General features: G+C 57.3%; 14 protein-coding genes and 1 pseudogene. 11 read left to right on the top strand and 4 right to left on the bottom strand.

Annotated elements, in window-relative coordinates; all coding sequences use genetic code 11:
• Positions 1 to 317: 317 nt before the first annotated feature.
• The 8 genes and pseudogenes from AC1Z1G_RS13490 (at position 318) to AC1Z1G_RS13455 (ending at position 11,652) form a co-directional block, all read left to right on the top strand.
• Positions 318 to 836: an Hcp family type VI secretion system effector gene (locus AC1Z1G_RS13490; protein ID WP_347903517.1), complete on the top strand. Its 519-nt coding sequence runs from the start codon at positions 318 to 320 to the stop codon at positions 834 to 836.
• Between the two features lie 133 nt (positions 837 to 969).
• Entirely contained in the window at positions 970 to 3,894 is a 2,925-nt protein-coding gene (locus AC1Z1G_RS13485) for a type VI secretion system Vgr family protein (protein WP_483627845.1), read from the top strand.
• Positions 3,891 to 8,573 carry an RHS repeat-associated core domain-containing protein gene (locus AC1Z1G_RS13480; RefSeq protein ID WP_483627661.1) on the top strand — a complete coding sequence of 1,561 codons (4,683 nt, stop codon included), beginning with the start codon at positions 3,891 to 3,893 and terminating at the stop codon, positions 8,571 to 8,573. The genes AC1Z1G_RS13485 and AC1Z1G_RS13480 overlap by 4 nt, the downstream gene beginning before the upstream one ends.
• A 9-nt stretch (positions 8,574 to 8,582) precedes the next feature.
• Positions 8,583 to 8,981 carry an Imm44 family immunity protein gene (locus AC1Z1G_RS13475; RefSeq protein ID WP_483627659.1) on the top strand — a complete coding sequence of 133 codons (399 nt, stop codon included), beginning with the start codon at positions 8,583 to 8,585 and terminating at the stop codon, positions 8,979 to 8,981.
• A 136-nt stretch (positions 8,982 to 9,117) separates the two neighbouring features.
• Positions 9,118 to 9,381 carry a PAAR domain-containing protein gene (locus tag AC1Z1G_RS13470; protein WP_483627657.1) on the top strand — a complete coding sequence of 88 codons (264 nt, stop codon included), beginning with the start codon at positions 9,118 to 9,120 and terminating at the stop codon, positions 9,379 to 9,381.
• 59 nt (positions 9,382 to 9,440) lie between these two features.
• Positions 9,441 to 9,515: pseudogene (locus AC1Z1G_RS13465) on the top strand (isochorismatase family protein); the annotation flags it as partial.
• A 544-nt stretch (positions 9,516 to 10,059) separates the two neighbouring features.
• Positions 10,060 to 10,344, top strand: a complete 285-nt coding sequence (locus AC1Z1G_RS13460) for a transposase (RefSeq protein ID WP_483627656.1) — start codon at positions 10,060 to 10,062, stop codon at positions 10,342 to 10,344.
• A gap of 402 nt (positions 10,345 to 10,746) precedes the next feature.
• Positions 10,747 to 11,652, top strand: coding sequence for a CgnE/CgnB domain-containing protein (locus AC1Z1G_RS13455; protein ID WP_483627654.1), 906 nt, complete (start codon positions 10,747 to 10,749; stop codon positions 11,650 to 11,652).
• 103 nt (positions 11,653 to 11,755) lie between these two features.
• Here the strand turns inward: AC1Z1G_RS13455 and AC1Z1G_RS13450 are convergent, their stop codons facing one another.
• From AC1Z1G_RS13450 to AC1Z1G_RS13440, 3 genes are all read right to left on the bottom strand, one after another.
• Positions 11,756 to 12,895 (bottom strand): AAA family ATPase, encoded by a 1,140-nt coding sequence (locus AC1Z1G_RS13450; protein WP_483627652.1) that lies wholly within the window; start codon positions 12,893 to 12,895, stop codon positions 11,756 to 11,758.
• Between the two features lies 1 nt (position 12,896).
• Positions 12,897 to 13,760 carry an RNA ligase family protein gene (locus tag AC1Z1G_RS13445; RefSeq protein WP_483627650.1) on the bottom strand — a complete coding sequence of 288 codons (864 nt, stop codon included), beginning with the start codon at positions 13,758 to 13,760 and terminating at the stop codon, positions 12,897 to 12,899.
• Between the two features lie 286 nt (positions 13,761 to 14,046).
• Positions 14,047 to 14,295, bottom strand: a complete 249-nt coding sequence (locus tag AC1Z1G_RS13440) for a hypothetical protein (protein WP_483628023.1) — start codon at positions 14,293 to 14,295, stop codon at positions 14,047 to 14,049.
• On the opposite strand from AC1Z1G_RS13440, the gene AC1Z1G_RS13435 reads away from it, so the two are divergent.
• The 3 genes from AC1Z1G_RS13435 (at position 14,207) to dsdC (ending at position 17,919) form a co-directional block, all read left to right on the top strand.
• Complete coding sequence (locus tag AC1Z1G_RS13435; protein WP_483627843.1) at positions 14,207 to 15,499, top strand: GntT/GntP/DsdX family permease; 1,293 nt, start codon at positions 14,207 to 14,209, stop codon at positions 15,497 to 15,499. The genes AC1Z1G_RS13440 and AC1Z1G_RS13435 overlap by 89 nt on opposite strands.
• 40 nt (positions 15,500 to 15,539) lie before the next feature.
• Positions 15,540 to 16,889 (top strand): D-serine ammonia-lyase, encoded by a 1,350-nt coding sequence (gene dsdA, locus AC1Z1G_RS13430; RefSeq protein WP_483627648.1) that lies wholly within the window; start codon positions 15,540 to 15,542, stop codon positions 16,887 to 16,889.
• A gap of 82 nt (positions 16,890 to 16,971) precedes the next feature.
• Complete coding sequence (gene dsdC / locus AC1Z1G_RS13425) at positions 16,972 to 17,919, top strand: DNA-binding transcriptional regulator DsdC (protein ID WP_483627646.1); 948 nt, start codon at positions 16,972 to 16,974, stop codon at positions 17,917 to 17,919.
• A gap of 110 nt (positions 17,920 to 18,029) precedes the next feature.
• Here the strand turns inward: dsdC and AC1Z1G_RS13420 are convergent, their stop codons facing one another.
• Positions 18,030 to 20,981 carry an autotransporter outer membrane beta-barrel domain-containing protein gene (locus tag AC1Z1G_RS13420; protein ID WP_483627644.1) on the bottom strand — a complete coding sequence of 984 codons (2,952 nt, stop codon included), beginning with the start codon at positions 20,979 to 20,981 and terminating at the stop codon, positions 18,030 to 18,032.
• Between the last annotated feature and the right edge of the window lie 144 nt (positions 20,982 to 21,125).

The raw sequence follows: 21,125 nt of genomic DNA, 5'->3' as shown, positions 1-21,125 counted from the left end.
CCGGGAAGCGGCCTTTTGCCTATGTGCGCAACTTCTTGCGCACTTGCTTCCAGAAATACGCCCGCCAATCCCCTACAGCCCACGACCTACTTGGGCTGTAGCCGAGTGCGCAACTTCTTGCGCAGTACTGCGCAACTTCTTGCGCACTTTAGCGACCCGTCCTACACGCCAGAAGGCAAAATCCCACGTACCGAATACATAACAATTTGATTTAACTAGTAATTTTTATACATGGCACAAACCTTGATACATAAAGATCACCCACCGGGCGATTTCGCCCCCGGGCTATCTCATTTATGTAAGCAAGGAGAGCATCCATGGCAACACCAGCGTATATGTCCGTCACCGGCGAAAAACAAGGCCTGATCACCGCCGGCGCCTTCACCGCTGACTCCGTTGGCAACACCTACCAGGAAGGTCATGAAGACCAGGTCATGGTTCAGGGTTTCAGCCACGAAGTAATCATCCCGCGTGACCCGCAGTCCGGCCAACCAACCGGCCAGCGCGTTCACAAACCCGTGGTTATCACCAAAGTCTTCGACAAGGCTTCCCCACTGCTGCTGGCTGCCCTGACCTCGGGCGAGCGCATGACCACCATCGAAATCAAGTGGTACCGCACCTCCGCTGCCGGCACCCAAGAGCACTACTACACCACCAAACTTGAAGACGCGATCATCGTGGACATCAAGGACTACATGCACAACTGCCAGGACCCGTCGAACTCGCACTTCACCCACCTGGAAGACGTGCACTTCACCTACCGAAAAATCACCTGGACCCATGAAGTATCCGGTACTTCGGGTTCCGATGACTGGCGTTCCCCGGTCGCTGGCTAAGTCTGGCCGACCGTTACAACACATCGGCCAGCCTTGCTGGTCGATGCTGTTTGCGTCACTCAAATATTCTTGCGTTCGTTGATATCCGACAGGAGTGTCGATGGACGCCGCAGCACTGCACGAGGAACAACGGATGTTCTCACCGGCCAACCAACCCCATTTCACGCTGACCCTCGAGGGCGCGGACTTTCAGGTCCTGGCTTTCAAGGGCCGTGAAGCCCTGAACACACCGTTCGAATTTGAGCTGGAGTTGGTCAGCGAACGTTCCTCACTGAACCTCGAAAGCCTGCTGCACAAACTGGCCTTCTTGCAGCTCTCGCAGAACGGCACCGGCATTCACGGGCTGGTCTACAGCATCGCCCAGGGCGAGGCCGGCAAACGCCTGACCCGCTACCGGATTTCCCTGCGTCCGCAACTGGCCTACCTGGCCCATCGCGTCAATCAGCGCATCTTCCAGCAGATGACCGCGCCGCAGATCATGGCCCAGGTGCTGGAAGAGCACGGCATCCTCGCCAGCGACTACAAATTCCAGCTGAGCGCGGTGTACCCCGAGCGCGTGTACTGCGTGCAGTACGATGAATCCGACCTGCATTTCATCCAGCGCCTGTGCGAGGAAGAAGGTATTCACTACCACTTCCAGCACAGCGCCAGCGGCCATCTGCTGGTGTTTGGTGACGATCAAACGGTGTTCCCGAAACTCGCGCCGGTGGCCTATCAGCAGGACACCGGGCTGGTCGCCGATGCCCCGGTGATCAAGCGCTTCGGGCTGCGCCTAGCCACCCGCACCAGCCGCACCACGCGCCGCGATTACGACTTCACCAAGCCGCGCATCGAGCTGGAAAGCGATGCAAAAAGCAGCGCCAAACCGGACCTTGAGGACTACGACTACCCTGGGCGTTTCGTCGATCGCGAGCGCGGTAAACACCTGGCCAATCGGGCGCTGGAACGCCACCGCAGCGACTACCGCCTCGCCGAAGGCAACAGTGATCAGCCGCTGCTGGTCACCGGGCATTTCCTGGCCCTGACCGAGCACGCCAACCCGGCGTGGAACGACCTGTGGCTGCTGACCGAAATCCTCCACGAAGGCAAACAGCCGCAGGTGCTGGAAGAGGTGATCAGCAGCGACGTCACCGACCTCAAGGACGATTTCCATCAGGGCTATCGCAACAGCTTCAGCGCGATCCCGTGGGACGTGCCGTATCGCCCTCCCCTCGATCACCCGAAACCCAAAGTGCTCGGGACCCAGAGTGCAATCGTCACCGGCCCGGCCGGCGAAGAGATCTTCTGCGACCAATATGGTCGGGTGAAGGTGCAGTTCTTCTGGGACCGCGAGGGCGAGTTCGACGACAAGACCAGTTGCTGGATGCGCGTGGCGTCGAACTGGGCCAGCCAGAATTTCGGCTCGATCAACCTGCCGCGCATCGGCATGGAAGTGCTGATCAGCTTCCTTGAAGGTGACCCGGATCAGCCATTGATCACCGGCTGCCTGTACCACGGGGTGAACCTGCCGCCGTACAAGTTGCCGGACTTCAAGACCCTGGCCACGGTCAAGAGCAAGGAATACAAGGGCAGCCGCGCCAACGAGTTGCGCATCGACGACACCACCAGCGAGATCAGCATCGCGCTGCGCAGTGACCACGGTGCCAGCGCGATCAACCTCGGCTACCTGACCCACCCGCGCCCGTCCGGCGGGCAGCCGCGTGGCGAAGGCTTTGAGCTGCGCACCGATCGCCACGGCGCGGTGCGCGCGGCGGCCGGTTTGCTGATCACTACCGAACCCCGTCACCACGAAAGCAAACACCACAAGGACCTGCCGGAAACCGCCGAACGCCTGGCCACCGCCAGCGAGCAGCAAGACGGTTTCGCGATTCAGGCCCGCGAGGTGCAGGCCCAGGAGCCCGGCGATCAGGACGACGTGGCCAAGGCGATGCATGCCCAGCATTTGGGCATTCTCGGCACCGGGCCGGGCGACCTGAGCACCAACGAATTCCCCGAGTTCGTCGAGCCACACCTGGTGCTCGCCAGCCCGGCCGGCATCGCTTTGACCACCCCGCGCTCGACCCATCTCGCCACCGGCGAACACCTGGCGTTGAGCAGCACCGGCCACACCAGCCTGGCCATCGGCAAGCGCCTGCTGGCCAGTGCCAGCCAGGGCATGCGCCTGTTTGTGCAGAACCTGGGCTGGCGTCTGGTCGCGGCCTCCGGTGACATCGATCTTCGGGCGCTGAAAGACAGCATCAACCTGTTGGCCAAGCTCAACATCACCGCCAACGCCGACCGCATCACCCTCACGGCAAAAACCGAACTGGTGATCCAGGGCGGCGGCAGCGCCACCACCTACAACGCCGGTGGCATCACCCACGCCACCACCGGGCCTTACACCGCCCACGCGGCGAACTTCGCCTACACCGGGGCGAAAAGCCTCGCCGGTGTGTTCCCCGAACCGCCGAAACCGGGCAAGGGCAATCTGGAGCTGTTCAACCAGTACGCCGGACAGCAGGGCATCAAGGACGGCGATTTCGAAGTGATCGATGCACTGGGTAAAAGCCTCAAGGGCAAGCTCGATGCCAAGGGTTTCGCGACGGTGGCCGGTGCGGCGCCAGGACCGGCACGGGTGATGTTCGGCAAGGACCCAGCGGACACCTGGAGTGTTGGCAGCTATATCGGCAAGCCTGAATGGCCACGCGAACAGCCCGGCATCGAAGACATTCCGGCGCAGGTACAGACGTTGGTCGCCCAAGCATTGCCGAACACCGCCAACAGTACCGAGTTGCTGGAGAAAGGCAAAAGCCTGGCACAGACAGGCCTCGGCGCAGTGCAAACCGGCATGGGCGCCCTACAAACCGCCCAGCAAGCTCGCAGTGCCCTGCAAGCCGGATCGGCTGGGTTACCGAAACTGGCCAGCGCTGTCGTGCCCAGCGCCTCCAGCGTCCTGGGGATGGCGAGCAAGAGCGGCAAGTTGCCGAAACTGCCCACCCTCACGCCAGTAAAAACCACCCTCGCCGCGCCGAGCCTGCCCCCTGTTCCCAACCTGCTTGCGGGTGAGATGATTTCATGACTGCCGAAACCTCTGCTGAAAAGAAACGCGAACCGCAGATTGCCATCGTCCCGCTGAATGCCATCGACATCCAGGATGTGGGAACCGGCGCGGCCTACTTTGACACTTGGCTCAGGTCCATCAGTGGTGACGTGGTCACCCTTGACCGGATCAAGAACGTCGCCGGCTCCCTCCCGGTACTCGGCAATATCATGGCGTTGGTCGATGCTTTGGGCGATATCGTCACCCTGTCGACCAGCCAGAAACGTGAACTGCTTGGCTGGGCCAGCCTGGCCATCAACCTGATTGGTGTTTTGCCGTTGCCGCCCGCCATGGCTGCCGCACGTATGACCCTGCGCCCGACCCTGCATCTGATTCGCCAGGAGCTGAAGGCGACCGGCAAGACCCTGATCGGTGCATCGCTGATCGAGATTCTGGTCGGGCACTTGAACGCGTCCATTGTCGGCACCCTTGATGACTTCGTATCGCAAGCCAAGGACAAGCTGCCAGGTATCCTCGCGGATGCCGGCAAACTCGGCGAAGACGTTATCAACGAGATCGCCATAGGCCTGGAAACTTTAGTCAATGGTCAATCCGATACAAAGGGGGCACTGCAGAAATCGGAACAAAGCTTTAGCACCGCACGCGGACAGTTACTTAACAACCCCAACGCCGCCATCAAGAACATCTTCGAAGGTGTCTTCAGTGCTTTCAAAGCAGGCGGCAGCGGGCTGGCCAACGCAGCCGCAGAGTACGGGCTGCCCGATGACATCAAAAAGCGTGTGCTCAGTAGCACCGCCCAGCTGCGTGCATTGGGGCCGGAGCTGCGTACCCAGTTGAGCAAACTGGACAACGAGGCCGTCGAGAACTCCATTGGCTGGCTGCTGCTGATGCTGTCCAGTGCCGTCGCCCTTTGGCGCAAGCGCAATGCCCATGGTCAGGCCGCCGGCGTCAAGCCCGGCACGACCAGCCAAGCCAAGCGCAAAGCGGCTGAAGGGAGTTTGGGCTCCAACAGTCACGAGATGCCAGCGGCGACCGCACCCAACCCCAAGAAAAACGCCACCTGTACCGGCACCTGTAACAGCATCAACTTCGCTGTGGGCTCGGAAAGCCTCAGCCACACCGACTTCAGCCTGCCCGGCCCCTTCCCTGTCGAATGGACCCGTACCTACAGCTCGCGCCTGGACGCCTTTGATGACAGTGAACTGGGCGCACGCTGGATCACCGAGTTCACCACCCGCTTCGACTGCATCGACGATGGTTTGGTGTTTCATGATGCCGACGGCCGCAGTCATGCCTATCCATTGCCCAAGGTCGGCCTGTTCCACTACGACGCCATCGAAAACATCACCGTGCTGCGGACCAGCACGGTGCAACTGGTGCTCATCCGTGGTTTCGAGCGACGTGAAACCTACGTGCGTCATGGCCAGCGCTTCCTGCTGAGCGGTGTGGTGCTGCGCAATGGCGCGGGGATCATGCTGCATTACGAACACCGCCACGCTGACCAGGCAGTGCTATCGGACCTGATCACTTATCAAGACGACGTCACCAAGGTGCACCTGCACCTGGGCACCCTGCTCGACGATCACGGTCGATTGATCGGCCTGTGGGAAATCCGTGATGGCGCCGCCCAGCGGCAACTCTGCGCTTACCACTACGACGCTCTCGGTGATCTGGTTCAGGCTCAGGATGAAAACGGCGCGGCCTGGAGTTATCAGTACCAGCATCACCTGATCACCCGCTACACCGACCGCACCGGACGCGGCCTGAACCTGCAATGGCAGGGCCAGGGCGCCAAGGCCAAAGCCGTGCGCGAATGGGCCGACGACGGCAGCTTCGACACCCGCCTGGAGTGGGACGAAAACATCCGCCAGACCTACGTCACCGATGCCCACGGCCACGAAACCTGGCACTACTACGACATCCTCGGCTACACCTACCGCATTCGGCACCCGGACGAGCGTTCGGAATGGTTCTTCCGTGATGACGCGAAAAACCTGATTCGCCACGTCCACCCCGACGGCAGCACCGACCGCTACAGCTACGACGAACGCGACAATTTGCTTGAACACATCCGCGCCGACCACAGCGTGATGCATTACGCCTACGACGACCAGGACTTGCTGATCAAGATCAGCGATGCCGAGGGCGGCCAATGGCAGCGGGCCTACGACGATCACGGCAACCTGGTCGAAGCGGTTGATCCGCTGGGCAACAAAACCGAATACGCCTACAACAAGGCTGGCCTGCCGACAGCGATCAAGGACGCCAACGGCAACGAAAAAGCCTTGGACTACAACGACGCCGGCCAGTTGGTGGAATACGTCGATTGCTCGGGCAAGACCAGTGCCTGGGAATACAACGAACTCGGGCAGATGATCTGCTTCACCGATCCGGCTGGACAGAGCACTGAATACCAGTACAAGGCCGGGCAGTTGGTGTTGATCAAACACCCGGACAAGACCGAGGACCGCTTCGAGCGGGATGCCGAGGGGCGTTTGTTGGTGCATGTCGATGCCCTGGATCACTGCACCACTTGGAGTTACACCGCCGCTGGGCAAATCGCCGAGCGGGTCGATGCCGCCGAACAGACCCTGCGTTACCGCTGGGATCGCCTCGGCCAGTTGGTGGCCCTGGAAAACGAAAACGAACAGCGCGCGCACTTCCACTACGACCCGGTCGGGCGTCTGCTAGAAGAAACCGGCTTCGATGGCCGCACCACCCGTTATCAGTACGACCCCGAAAGCGGCCGGTTGGCCAGCACCGCCAATGGTGAACGCAGCATCGCTGTCAGCTTCGACCCGATGGGCCGCTTGACCGAACGCCGCGCCACACTGGGCGAGCAGTCGCAGACCGAGACCTTCGCCTACGACGGTAACGGCAATCTGGTCATGGCCGGTAATGCCGACAGCCGCCTGCAATGGTTCCACGACCCGGCCGGCAACCTGTTGCGTGAGCACCAGCATTACCTGGGCCTGGAAAAACCTCAGGTCGCGGTCTGGCAGCACGAGTACGACGTGCTCAACCAGCGTATTGCCACAGTGCGCCCGGATGGTCATCGCGTCAGTTGGCTCACCTATGGCAGCGGCCATCTGCTGGGACTGCGCCTGGACGAGCACGAACTGGTCGGCTATGAACGCGACGACCTGCACCGCGAAGTGGCCCGCCATCAGGGTAACCGCCTGCTGCAAACCCAGAGCTGGGACCCAGCCGGTCGTTTGCAGAAACAGTTGCTGGGACGTAGCGACGACAAATCCACGCTGCTCAAACGCGAGTACAAATACGACGCCGTCGGCCAGTTGACCGATATCAACGATAGCCGCCGTGGTCCGTTGGCCTACCGCTACGATCCGGTCGGCCGCCTGCTCAGTGCCACCAGCCGCCTGGGCGTGGAAACCTTCGCCTTCGACCCGGCCAGCAACCTGCTCGACGATCCAACACAACAGATTCGGCGCCCACTGGATCAAGACAAGCCACGCAGCAAACTGGTCGACAACCTGCTGCGCGAATATGCTGGCACGCATTACGAATACGACGAACGCGGTAACCAGATCCAACGCTGGCACAACGGCACCCGTAGCCAAATGCAGTGGGACCTGTTCGACCGCCTGGTGCGTTTCGAAGATGCTCGCTTGGCCGTGGATTTTGCCTACGACCCACTCGGTCGCCGCCTGCACAAAAATTCCAGCGCGCACTACAAACAGCGTCCCGAAGCCGGTTCGCAATGGAACCGCAGCGAACACGCACGCAAGCAACGCGAACTCGGTTGCGGCTTCACCCTGTACGGCTGGGACGGTGACAACCTGGCCTGGGAAAGCAGCCCGGCCCAACTGGATGGCGGCACCGGGCGCACCGTGCACTACATCTTCGAGCCCTACGCCTACGTTCCGGTGGTCCAGGCTCTGACGCACAAGCCGATTCACCTGCTGGGACAACCTGACTATATCGGTGAGTACAGGCTGGACGACGACCCATTGTGGAACCTCGCCCCTAAAGCGCATCCCTTTGACATATTGGCTTGGTATCAGTGCGACCATCTAGGCACACCGCAAGAGCTGACTGATCAAAATGGCGATATAGCCTGGACTGCACAGTACAAGGCCTGGGGCGAAGTACGCGAACAACGCTCGGCGTATGCACAGCAGCAAGGGCTGACCAACCCGATCCGCTTCCAGGGCCAATATCACGACCATGAAACGGGGCTGCATTACAACCGCTATCGCTACTATGATCCATCGGTCGGGCGATTTATCAGCCCGGACCCGATTGGGTATCTGGGCGGGATCAATCTTTTTCAATATGCACCCAACCCGACTGGCTGGGTGGACCCACTGGGTTTATGGAAAGGGCAGCCAAGGAAAGCCAACGGCAGGTTCAGCGCGGGTGCGAATCCGGAGAAGCCATGCTCATGCGAGATTGATCGCTCTGGAAAGATTCATGGTAATAGTCTCGATAGTGATGCACCTGCTATTGGATATACCTTAAGAGACAAGAACAATAATGATGACGTTAAGAAATATGGCGAAACGACGATGGGGAAAAAACGTTACTCCACGAAGTATCTGAAGTCTAAAGGTGTAATCATGCAGCCAGAAGAAATCGGAACCAAGCGAGAGATGCATCGTTGGCAGCACGAAAAAATCTTGGAATACAAGGCTAAGCACAATAAACGTCCAGACTTGAATAAAAGTGATTATTAAGGAGGGTGTATGGAATTTTTCATGTCGGCGGAACGAGAGTCTGATATTGGAGAGGGGGAGCGTCTCGCAAGAACCAAAATTGAACCTGTTCTGGCTGGATTGTTGGAGGAGGCTCATATAGAGGCAGACCTGAACGGTTGGAATTTCATATCAGTCATACTCTCGGAAAAATTTATTTCTGGGTTCGCGGAGATGGCGAAGTTCAATAAGAAGGATAAGGAACTAGAGTTTCGTCTCCATATCGACCACGAAAAATTTAAACAGGCTGACCAGAAAACTCAGACGTCTATGATGATTGATGCTATTGAGCGTTCCATCGGTATGATGGACAAATTCAAGGTGGGGGAAAATGACAAGCAAACGTTTCAAAATGCCTTGAATGAAACACGAAAGAGGCTGCTGGACTAATACGTTTAGTCGTTTCAGTAGATGTTTATTTAAGTCCTTTCTTTGTAATAGCCAGGAGAAGCGGGTTCTGGCTAAGGGAAGATGGCTTTCTGCTCAAGCACGTGGTGTCAAAAATCAATCTTGAAGGATTGGCGCGATGAAAGACATGATTCGACTAGGCGACTCCACCAGCCATGGTGGTGTCGTTCTTGAAGCCTTCTCCCAAACGGATCTAAACGGCAAACCCATTGCCGGCGTCGGCCACAAGGTCAGCTGCCCGCTGTGCAAAGGCGTTTTTCCCATTGCCGAGGGCAGCAACACCTACACAGTGGGCGGAATTGCTGTCGCACTGGACGGTATGAAAACCGCCTGTGGTGCCAGTTTGATCGCCAGTGGTCCAAAGGGAGCAGTGATCAGTTGAGCCCTCCCTCAATGGCAACCTCAAAATAGGCCTGTCCCACTCCCCTATTGTTAGATGGAGGGTATAAAGCTCAGGTAGTCGCCGATGGTGGCGGCTCACCTAGCGTAATGGCCGATGACATCGCCCTACGTCGAAAGATTACTTTGAAAATGAGAGATCGTAGTTCAGATTGAAAATCTAGATATCTGCAAACGGTTCCCCCGTCATCGTGACACTTCACCCTGGAAACATTAGTTAATATGTCTCTTCAAAATGCATTTGATAGACGGCGGTGATTTTCAACCGACAATTGGTAATAACGTCGCTTTTTCCGCAATTCGATCCGCGGTTGCGAGTCCGAGGCCATGAAGAACTGGCGTCCAGCACCGCCCGTCTTCTGTCTTTAGCCGAGCGACGAGCCCCCCAACATGGCTTTTTCCTCGTCAGGCCATCGTCGCAGCACCCGAACGATGAACGCCGCGAAAGTATCGCTAGCAAGGAAGAAGCTCACGGATGGCTACGTCAAGATATGTCGAGCGGATCTCGTGCAGCCCCATCAGTGCACCATCAGGCCTGGCACGCACTGCATGCTCATCGACCAGTCGCTGAAGCAACTTTGCAAAGCGAGGCTCATCCATTCCAGAAAGTATTCGAAGCCGAACTGGGTCTATAGCTGCCCCTTGAGCCGCAGCGAAGGAAATGGTCCTTAGAATCATCAGCTCATCGCCCCGGTCTTCAGCAAGACGACGCACCTGCTCACGAATCGTCTCCTCTAGGCACTCCCCAGCAAGGCTGGGCTTGCCAAGACTGTTTGATCGCCCCAAGTACCGGCAGCGCAACATCATCGAGCGCATGTTCGGGTGGCTGAAGGAAAACCGCCGCATCGTTATGCGCTTCGACAAACTCGCGAATCGGTATGCAGCGATGGTCTCACTGGCTTGTACCATGCGGTGTTTGCGACATTACTTTCCGAGCAGAGCCTAGACTTCCGCATCCGCAGAAACATATTTTGTAACATGTTTATGATCACCATTAATGGAAAAATACTTATTTATTACTACGCTTTATTTCGCTCGTGCAAAGCTTTTCAATAAACTTACTCAGGTGATCATATGAACACTAAGAAAGTCGAACAAGCTGTCAAGGTACAAACTAAAACCGCCCAGGCCGTAAAGGCACGCCAAGTAGATGTCGATGTGCGCAAAGCACTGGAAAATGCCTACTGGTAAATATGTAGCGCAATGAAGAGGCTCTAACCAGCCTCTTCACTACCAACAAAATCCATCCTCCCTCCTCCTTGGCGCTAATAGCAGTTCCAAGTAGAACCTCTGAGCTTTAAGCTCCCGTTGGGCAATACCCTATTAGACTCCCTGAGAAAAACTTAAAATGAACGCTAATGCTTACTTTGAGTCACTCCTCTCACGTTCTATGCCTATAGTCGTCGATTCTGACACTGCACTTGATGTGGCGCGCAATGAAGGGTTCAAGACAATAAATATCAATAATTTTGATTTTGCAGACGCAAATTCTTGCGCGCTCATGCTTATAACAACTTATGATGGTCATGCTAAATTACGTAACCTTTGGGATGTCGCCAAAGCCAAACTGGCCCACTTGGCGACAGCGAAGTTCGACTCTGGCGCAGAGTCTTTAAAGTATTCGCTACACAAACTTCTTGCCTTGGATCATCATGCTACATTAAAGCGACGTGCAGAATCTTATGGGGCTCTTTTGGCTAAGCCGACCATTCAGGTTCGTAGCAGTCAGCACACCCTCCACTGCACATTGAGTGACAGCGTAGAAATTGCCAATGACTCCGACGACATGATGGAAGGCTGGTTATACTCCGTCGCTGAGTTTTTTGAAGCCTCTATCGTTAACATTTCAGAAGAACGCCCGAGCTTCTCACTTGAGGGCGAGTTGGCATTTAATGGCTTTATTTATCTGGCGAATAACCTGGGCCTGAAGGAGAGATTTACAGGCGAGCTTTCTGAGTTAATGAGACAAGCGTCACGCGGGGGCAATATTATTGAATTTAAAAATAATGTAGCACAACGCATCGTACTGGATAACACAGATGTGACCGAACAATTCCGCAGTATGTTTGAGGGTTTAGAACGGGGCTTGGCTGCGACCGAGTTTGCAGTGGGTTGTGCTAATCACCCGGCCCCGGTCGACTGGTCAATTAACTCTCTTTTGAATGAAAGCAGTTGCGGGGTGCACGTGGGTATTGGGATGGGGCAGAACATGCCACACATTGATTTTATTTCTACTAGCGCAAAGATTGTATAAGTGAAAACACGGGCAACTGCCCCTCAAAACCTTGCAGAGGTCACCTCATAGTTTGGGATGAGTACAACGACGGCTGATGATCTTCGCTGACTTTCCATCTCCCTTATACAAAGAATTCGACCGTGCCGGCCTCGATTGGCGTTGGGACCTCCCATTTGTACAGCATCGTGGTAAGCGTCTTGTTGGTCAGCGATGTATCCCGCAGACCATTTCGCCGGAAGATCTCTTTCTCGGTTTGCTCCAGGTACACCAGCCGAACATCAGCGTGATAGGCGTGCAGCAGATCCAGTGTTTTCTTTCTCATTTGTGTAGACAGGTGCGTTGAGTTCCATACGAATGCTCTTTCTTCCCTGAGAAGATCCTTCGCTTTCGCCAGGGCGGCTCCGGCCACCCTGCCCTCATTTTTGCCGTACGCCAGGCCCAACTCAGTCCTGGCATCGTCAAAGGAAACTACTGGCAGGTTGCAGGCATGTTTCTCAACCCACGTATTCTTTCCGCAGGCGGGCATTCCACACATGACGATGACCTGGGAGCCGGTCCTCTCCTTGTACAGGGGAAAGCTGGGCAGGACGTTGGCTCCCCCGAAATATGCGAGCCTTGTGTGGGCATCAACAAACGCCTTTGGTGTTGCCAGGCAGCCCTCCTCCTCGGCCAGTAACTTGAAGATCTCTATGTCCTCAAGGATCGACTGCTTGCCCGCATATTGACGACCCTCCATATCCGCTGTCGCAACTGCGCATAGCATCCAGATAGGTAACTGCCAGCTCAGAGTGTGGATTATGAACTCCGCAGATTGCCCTGCCCGGTTTCCTTTCAAGGCAAAAAATGGCTGCTGATGGACCCGGATGATCCTGCAAATGGTTTCTCTAGTCTCAAAGGGGACACCCGCCCGCCATAGAATCAATCGTGCGTCGACCGCTCCTCGCGCTGAATGACCAGGCTGACCTATCCGCCCAGTGACAGGGTCTATCACCGTCGTAGACGGCTTCGAGACATCGTGCAGTACGCATGCGTAAAACAGGACGAACCGTTGTTCATCCGTTGCCGTTACATAAGGGCTGCTGCGAACCATAGCCTCCACTACCATTTGGGTATGGATCAGTACGTCGCCCTCCCCGTGGTACTCGGGCTCTTGAGGTGTGCCAGCCAATAGTTTGACTGCAGGAATCACTTCCATCAGTTCCGGCCACGACGTTTCGCCCCCGGGCTTGGGCACTAAAGCCGAAAGGTGCTTAAAGTCCATCTCATTGATCTCCCTTGTTGATCTCTTCCCAGGTGATGGCCAACTGCGGGGAATACAGGTCCACTCCATCGGCTAGCCGATTTGGGATGTAAGGTTGTTGAAGATGGTGAACGCCAGCATCTTGTATTGACTGTACGAAGTCATGCCGGACCCATTTCAAACGGCCCGCAGTTTCTCCTGCGTTCTCTATCTTCAGGTACAGACCTTCCATAAGGTCTGATTCATCCAGGTTCTTCCACGCCTTCTGCAAGTCGAGACCTTCGCGCAGGACCGCCGCGGCGAAGGACTCGCGCCAGTTGGCGGTTCGGGCTTTCGAGTGACCAACCAGCTTGAGTAGACCTGCAAGTGACTGCGGGGCAATCCCCTCATACAGTACGGGTACTGATAACACGGGGCCGCCTTTGAGCATTGTCCTGCGCGCTTGAGTCGACAGGAACACTCCTCGCTGGCGATCAAGAATGTCGAACTCCAGGAAGATGTGAGGCAGCGCGTTGTAATACACCGAATGTACTTTCGACATGACCTCGCCGAACATCACATAGCGATCTTCAAGCCTATCCATCAGCCATCGTTCATGTACATTCGCCCAGAGCTTGAGCATTGAGAACTGCCGCTCTCTTGAGCCGCCAACGAGGTAATGACCGCGCGACTGGAGCAGCAGGTCACCTGCAGATGAAAAGGAAATACCGGCGTTTGCACCGTCGACCTTTTCTTCAACAACGATGTACTTTCCGATCAGTGATGAGTATCGAGCCTGGTCATTGTCCGTGTCGCCGAGTTGTAGGCGCGACGACTCCAAGTGCGGTGTTCGAGGATATTTGTGCAGGTCTTGCAGTTGCGCGTAGATGCGCGGATCGAGATTCATGATGTCGTCTCCAAAAAAAAGGAAACCGACAACGCTCGTGAGGATTGGTGAGGCGCGCATAAGCGAACCCAACAGCTTCTAGACCGTCGTCGGATTTAGATGTGTTGAGAGCAGAGCACTTAATTCACCATTCAAAGGTAGGGGTAACTGAGGACGCGGATTAAGCCTTATTCGCGTGAGTAGAGTCAAGGGCCTATTCCAATTGAATCAGGTTTTCCAGGTGGACGAACCTGCACCGCAGCCCCGTGCTCAGCGACAGCAAGCGTCTGGCATGGCTGAATCACCGTCATGGATCGGATGAGCAATGATCTTTTGTCAGGCAGTAACCCTGGTAGTTAACTCGCGGCTCGCACAGTCCCGTGACGAGTCCCGAAACAAAACTATAAGAGGGTGGGCCGATGGTGAGCAGCATTTCGTTGCTATGGGTTTTATTAGCCGCAATTGTCATGATCGTGGTGCTGATTGTCAGGTTCAGGGTGCATGCATTCCTGACACTGATTGCCGCATGCGCGGTAGTGGGGATCGGTTCGGGCATGCCGTTGACCTCCATGCTCACTTCGTTCCAGAAAGGCATGGGCGATACGCTGGGATTTTTGGCCGCCATTATTGGGCTGGGTAGCATTCTTGGCAAAATGCTTGAGGAATCCGGGGGCGCAGAGAGAATTGCCCAGACCCTGTTAGCGGCGCTGGGTAAACAACGGGCCTCATGGGTCATGATGCTGGTCGGCTTCATTGCCGGGATCCCCGTGTTCTTTGAGGTCGGCTATATCTTGCTGATCCCTCTGGTCTATGTCGTAGCCAAGGAAACCAGGATCAACCTGTTGTACGTGGGCGTGCCCCTTGGTGTTTCGCTGATGTGCGTGCATTGCATGCTTCCGCCCCATCCGGCGGCCATGGCCATTACCAATATGCTGGGGGCCGACGTCGGCAAGGTGATCCTTTACGGCCTGTTGGTGGGCCTGCCGACTGCCATCATCGCCGGGCCATTATGGATTCGGCTGGTAGCGCGCATCGACGCACCGTCCACGCAAGAGGCTTTCCTGCTGGAGCGTAGCGAGGCACGCAGCAACCGTGATTTGCCAGGCTTCTGGCTGACACTGCTCACCATCCTCCTGCCGCTGGTCCTGATGGTCGGCAAAACCTTTGCCGTAGCGCTGCCAAAAGACTCGACAGCATTCGCAGTGATTTCGTTTTTGGGCCATCCACTGGTTGCGCTGGTGATCGCCGTGGTCTTTGCCTATTGGTCACTGGGCATGCGTCGGGGCCTTTCGATGCTGGATTTGCTGGGGTATACCCAGAAAAGCCTGCCGCCGCTGGCCAGTATTCTGCTGATCATCGGTGCAGGGGGCGCCTTCAACGGCATCCTCATCGACAGTGGCATTGGCAAGGTTCTGGCCGACGCCCTGACTCAGTTGGATATCAACCCGGTGGTCCTGGCCTGGCTGGTGGCGGGCCTCATGCACTTTGCGGTGGGTTCAGCGACCGTGGCCATGATGAGCGCCGCCGCAATTGTACTGCCGACGCTGGGGGTACACTCGGGCTACAGCAAGGAAATCATCGTGATCGCCATCGGGGCCGGGGCTATCGGCTGGACCCATGTCACGGACTCGGCGTTCTGGGTAGTGAAGGAATACCTGGGTGTCTCGTTGGCTGACGCGCTCAAGACCTTCACCTCCTCCACAGTGCTGGCTTCGGTGATTGCCCTGCTGCTGACACTGGCCCTTTCTCACTTCGTTTAAGTCTTTCGCCCCCCGTTCACTGAATGCAGGAGTCCCCTTAATGATTGCAGGCAAAATGCTGGATGACTGGAAAACCAGCCACCCACTGATCAAGGACCTGGTGGAATTACGTGAAACCACCTGGTTCACACCCGTACGCGCACCGACTGCCGAGGCCTTGAAAGACCTCCCGTTGAATGCCCACGATGTGGCGGGTGCCAGCGCACGGTTGAATCGCTTCGCAGCGTACTTTCAATCGGCCTTCCCCGAAACACTGCCCACTCACGGCATTATCGAATCGGACATTCAGCCGTTGCCTTCGCTGCACGGCGTCTTGGACGCAAGGTATGGCCAGGCATTGCCGGGGGCGCTCTGGATCAAGAAAGACAGTCACTTGCCCATTTCGGGTTCTGTAAAGGCCCGTGGCGGCATCTATGAAGTGCTCAAGCATGCCGAAGGACTCGCCCTTGAGGCCGGACTGCTCACGCTGGATGGCAACTATGAGGTGCTCGACACACCGCAGGCGCAAGAGTTCTTCAGCCAATACCGGATTGCCGTGGGCTCTACAGGTAACCTGGGTTTATCCATCGGGCTGATGGGGGCTAAATTGGGCTTTCAGGTCACAGTGCACATGTCCGCCGATGCACGCCAATGGAAGAAGGACAAACTGCGCGCCCATGGTGTGACCGTCGTGGAATATGCCAGTGACTACAGCATTGCGGTGGCACAGGGGCGCCAACAAGCGAAGGACGATCCGGGCTGTCATTTTGTCGATGACGAAAACTCCACCGACCTGTTCCTTGGCTACGCAGTGGCGGCTGAACGCCTGAATCAGCAATTGAGCCTGGCGGGGCTGAGGGTCGATGCCGACCATCCGCTGTTCGTCTACCTGCCCTGCGGTGTCGGTGGCGGCCCTGGTGGAGTGGCGTTTGGATTGAAGTTGGCCTTCGGCGACGCGGTTCACTGTATATTTGCCGAACCTACTCATTCGCCCTGCATGTTTCTCGGTGTCTATACCGGGCTGCATGACGAGGTATCGGTGCAAGATTTTGGAATCGACAACATCACCGCCGCCGATGGGCTTGCTGTGGGGCGGGCCTCGGGGTTTGTCGGTCGGACCATGCAACGTTTGATCGACGGCTACTACACCGTCAGCGATGGCGAGCTGCACGCCTTGCTCTGGCTGACCGCTGATAGCGAAGGGCTGAACCTGGAGCCATCGGCACTGGCTGGTGTCCCTGGTATCGCCCGGCTCCATGCGCATCGCGCCGAGTACTTGCAGCGCAGTGGCTTGAGTGCTGAGGCTTACGCCCGTGCCACCCACCTGATCTGGGCTACGGGCGGCAGCATGGTCCCCGAGCCCGAGATGCAAGCTTACCTGGCGCAAGGCGCGAAGGTGCTTCAAGGCTGATAGCGACTGCGTGTCCCGCATGCATGATCGGCGTCCGGGACACGCAAAGTGGCGATGAAACATTGAAAGGGGAAGTTCCGACTTGTTCAACCTACCGCCTCGGCTGGATGCAAAGCTCAACAGCAGCCAGTTCTCGAACCTGTTCACCTTTCAGGTCGCTGCGCGTCATCTCAGTTTCACCAAGGCTGCCGACGAGCTGTGCTTGACCGCTAGTGCCGTCAGCCATCGCATCGCGCGGCTGGAAGCGGAGCTTTCGATTCAGTTGTTTGAACGGCTGACTCGCAGGGTGCAGTTGACGGAAGCCGGTGAGCGTATCTTCGAGATTTTGCAGCGTACGCTGGGTGACCTCTCCGAGGTCCTTACCCAGCCGGTCGACGCCGATCTGGCCGGGCCGCTGACGCTCTACGCCCATCCCTCTATCGCACACGCCTGGCTGGTACCACGCCTGGCAGAGTTCGGAGCACGATTCCCCGGGGTAACGCTGGACCTTCGCGTTGGGAACGACAGCATCGACTTTCGGACTCGAAAGATTGATCTGGCGCTGTACTACGGCAATGGAGAATTCCATGGCCTGATCTCACACAGGCTGATGCAAGAACGGGTCGCGCCGGTCTGTAGCCCTGAATACGCTGAGCGGCATCGGCTGTTCGACTCAGTGCAGCAGTTGGAACATTGCACATTGCTGCATGATTCGTTGGCCTGGGATCACGCGGCCTTTGATTCTGAATGGGCGATGTGGGTCAGATACCATGGCGTTGGCGCACCCATGCCGAAACGGGGGGTGACCTTTGATCGCTCGGATTTGTGTGTGACAGCCGCCATCAATCATGCAGGGCTGGCGATAGGACGGGAGCAACTGGTCAGTGGACCGATCCAGCAAGGCAAATTGGTCCTGCCGTTTGGCGGCTTTGCGCGGTGTGGCGAATACGATTACTACATCGTGCATCCGACACTTGAGCCGTTACCGCGACGAGTATCTGCATTCATAGAATGGTTGTATCAATGTGCGTCTCAGCCCCCAGGTGTTTGAAATCTCGACAGCCCCCCTATGTCAAAAACAGGCTTGTCATCATTAGTCAGCACCAGGGTGACTGCCGTCCACCATGGTGCCGATCCGGCCTCTGCGGCCTGTCTCAAGGCTTACATGGAATACTTCACACCCAACTGCGCCTCGCCCGCGTTGTAGTCATGCGCACCCGTCTCAAAGCCGAGCGAGCCCCATACGCTGATAGCCCTGCTGACATTGCCTTGCAGGCCGACCTTGCCCTCGAACCGATTGGCCGGCAAGCCATCATTGACTTTAATGCCGTCAAACGCGAGGTTCTGCGAAGCGGGGCCATGCCACCAGTTCACTTCGGCGAACGGACGCATCTGCTTCATACCGCTATCGTTGTCGACATTACCGTGTACCCGCACACCAAGGCGTGTCGTCACGTCGACACTGGCCTGGTCCGACACAACCGTGCCATTGCGCTCCGTGTGGTTTCCCGCCTGGTACCTCGAAACGATGACCTGCCCTTGCGGCTCGATGAACATCCGGGTGTTCCCCGCCTCGTAGATCGGGAACGAGTAGCCCGTCTCAAGCGACGCCGGAAAGCTGCTGGACTTGTAACGCTCCGTCGGCAAGCCCTGACCGCTGACCTTATTGTCGAACCTGCCGTACATCAGCCAGCTGTCCACATACGGTCCGGACAAAATGTCACGATGGCCATACCACGTGCCATACACGCCTGCACTATAGCCGCCCACCGAACCACGCGAACTAATGCGCCCGTTGTCCGCCTGACTTCTGGAACTGCCATAGGCAACCATTGCACCAACCCGAATGCTGCCCTCTTCGCCAACCTGAAATTGAGCTAAATCACCGCCCGCGTGAATCAGATAGCTGGTATCGGAAATGTCCATAGTACCGGCGCCCGTTCGCTCGCTGGTCTTGCCCACCACACGTATCCAGGTGTTCTCGTCCGAGGATGCGTTCAGATCCTTGCCTTCCAAGCCCGGCGCCTGGCCCTGGCGTTCATGCAAGGTATGGAACAGCATGGTCGAAGCGGCGAGTTTATTGTTCAGGTACGAGCCCACTTCCGGCCTCAGCTGCTGCTGTGGAGTCGGAGTCGGAGTAGGAGTCGGTGGACACAGCAAGGCATTCGTGGCGCACGTCGCGCCCGACGAGACCAGATACCAGGAATCGCCCGTGCCGCCGTTGCCGCCTCGCATGAGGCTATAGTCGTAAGGGCCGGCTGCGAGGGTGCCATTACCCTGACGATACCCGTCCGAGCTGCTCGACAGGTTGAAGGCATCCAGATCGGTGGTGGCTCCGTTCCTGGTGTCCACAACCATGATTCCCTTGTCGGTCTGCGCCCCGTTACCGCCGGCATGTTTGATCACCAGCGATGTATTGCCCGAAGCGCGGCCGCCGTCCAGCACCAGGCGATCGGTCGGCGAATTATCGTCGCCCTTTACCGTATTCAGAACGACTGTGCCGTTGTTGCCAACGTAATCGCCCTTGATCGTCAGCGTGTTGCCCACGCTGCCACCCGCCAGATTCACTGTACCGTTGTTAACGAGGCCACTGGCAAAGGTGAAGTTGCTCACTGGCGAGGCACTATTGCCTGCCAATGCGTTGAAAGCACTCACTGTGCCAGCGTTTACTACCTTGCTGTTCACCGTGCCCAAGCCTGACAGCGTACCACCGCTGGCGATCGTCACATCACCCGCGCCCTTGGCGTTCAGCGTGGCAGCGGGATGGGTGGCATCGCCCACGATCAGGGTGCCGCCCTTGATTGCCGTGCCGCCGGTGAACAATGTATTGACGCTGTTGAGTACGGTAGTGCCGCTCAGCGAAGTCACGGCGCCAGTGCCGCGGATGGTCGGAGAAAACTGATAATTGCCCGTTGTGTCCGTGTGATTGAGAACAAGGCTGTCGGTGCTGCTTTTCAAGAACAACGAAGGCGCGGCAAGCGTTCCAGGGGCAACCGCGGCCGCTCCTTCCTTGGCGCCAATAGCCAGGGAGGTACCCGCGCCGCCCCCGACTTCCACGCCTGCAGCCGCCCTCACCAAACCTTGGTTGGCGATCTCCAGCGTGCCTACGCCTGCGCCTCCAGGGTCGGTATAACCGATGTACAGCTGACGTGTAGTTCCCGTGTCCCAGATCGACCCTGCACCGCTCACAGATACCGTGCCAATACCCGTACTCGACGACGCAATCTGGCCGCCTTCGCTTTGCAGGACTCCGCCGTTGCTGATGTTAAGAAAACCGGTCCCTTCACCTCCAACAGTGAGCGGGCCATCGGTGATTGTCCATTTCGAGTTCGGCCCGGAGATGTCCACCGTGCCGGTGCTGCCTGGACCATAACCAACGCTGGACCCACTGTTGCTGATGACCTTAGCGCCATTACTGATGCTGAGTGACCCAATACCATTGGTCCCGACCGTGATCCCGGAACCCGCTTGCGTCGTGGCCAGCAACTGCGAACCTGCGCCGTCGACCACCACGCTCCCGGTGCTACCGGTGTTCTGACCGATGTTGAGGAACACCAGGCCGACCTTGCCGCCCTCCCTGATGTTCAGCGCACCGCTACCACCACCGCCCACTGCGGTGGTCCCGCCGGTGAGGGCAGTATTCGTGGCATCCACACCATCGTACCAAGCGCCACCCTCGACGTTGATCGTGCCATTGCTGCCAGCGTCATAGCCAAGGACGGACCCAGTAGACCCACCTAAGACAGTCCCCGATTGAACGGTGCCCGTGTTTAAGATCGTCAGCGTGCCAGTTCCCGATTGGCCGACATAGAGTGCTCCGGTATTTATCCATGGGCTCGCATGCGTACCTGGAACCGTCTCGGTGGCCCCGTTGTCGATCACGGTGCTCGCCAACGCAGGTGCGCACAACGATACCGAGAACAACATTGCTGCAGACCTCAACAATGGCACTTCAACCCGACCATGCGTCGCAGCGCTGTGACCGACAGCGGCAAACCGTCTTGCCATGCGCTTGCCGCCCGGCTTCTTGCCTGAACGTGAGCGTGCCAGTTCAGATACCGCCTGCGCTACACCTAGCGATGCATTCCAGACAAGTTGGTAGCTCTTGTTCATATGTAACTTCCTAATGGTAAAGAGTTGGTTCCATTCGTTTGCACAGATTGCGCATGCACGAAATACATAATGCCAATCCATAGCAAAGCCAGCCCCCATGCCCTTGGCGCACTCGGAAATATGCTGCTGACGTTAAACTTTGCG

The sequence above is a fragment of the Pseudomonas sp. JL27(2026) genome (assembly GCF_056933555.1).
This window is presented reverse-complemented; position numbering and strand designations above follow the sequence as displayed.

Excerpts from the sequence above, each read along its gene's own strand:
- AC1Z1G_RS13490 (WP_347903517.1), top strand. The coding sequence starts at position 318 with ATGGCAACACCAGCGTATATGTCCGTCACCGGCGAAAAACAAGGCCTG.
- AC1Z1G_RS13485 (WP_483627845.1), top strand. The coding sequence starts at position 970 with ATGTTCTCACCGGCCAACCAACCCCATTTCACGCTGACCCTCGAGGGC.
- AC1Z1G_RS13480 (WP_483627661.1), top strand. The coding sequence starts at position 3,891 with ATGACTGCCGAAACCTCTGCTGAAAAGAAACGCGAACCGCAGATTGCC.
- AC1Z1G_RS13475 (WP_483627659.1), top strand. The coding sequence starts at position 8,583 with ATGGAATTTTTCATGTCGGCGGAACGAGAGTCTGATATTGGAGAGGGG.
- AC1Z1G_RS13470 (WP_483627657.1), top strand. The coding sequence starts at position 9,118 with ATGAAAGACATGATTCGACTAGGCGACTCCACCAGCCATGGTGGTGTC.
- AC1Z1G_RS13460 (WP_483627656.1), top strand. The coding sequence starts at position 10,060 with ATGGTCCTTAGAATCATCAGCTCATCGCCCCGGTCTTCAGCAAGACGA.
- AC1Z1G_RS13455 (WP_483627654.1), top strand. The coding sequence starts at position 10,747 with ATGAACGCTAATGCTTACTTTGAGTCACTCCTCTCACGTTCTATGCCT.
- AC1Z1G_RS13450 (WP_483627652.1), bottom strand. The coding sequence starts at position 12,895 with ATGGACTTTAAGCACCTTTCGGCTTTAGTGCCCAAGCCCGGGGGCGAA.
- AC1Z1G_RS13445 (WP_483627650.1), bottom strand. The coding sequence starts at position 13,760 with ATGAATCTCGATCCGCGCATCTACGCGCAACTGCAAGACCTGCACAAA.
- AC1Z1G_RS13435 (WP_483627843.1), top strand. The coding sequence starts at position 14,207 with ATGATCGTGGTGCTGATTGTCAGGTTCAGGGTGCATGCATTCCTGACA.
- AC1Z1G_RS13440 (WP_483628023.1), bottom strand. The coding sequence starts at position 14,295 with ATGCCCGAACCGATCCCCACTACCGCGCATGCGGCAATCAGTGTCAGG.
- dsdA (WP_483627648.1), top strand. The coding sequence starts at position 15,540 with ATGATTGCAGGCAAAATGCTGGATGACTGGAAAACCAGCCACCCACTG.
- AC1Z1G_RS13420 (WP_483627644.1), bottom strand. The coding sequence starts at position 20,981 with ATGAACAAGAGCTACCAACTTGTCTGGAATGCATCGCTAGGTGTAGCG.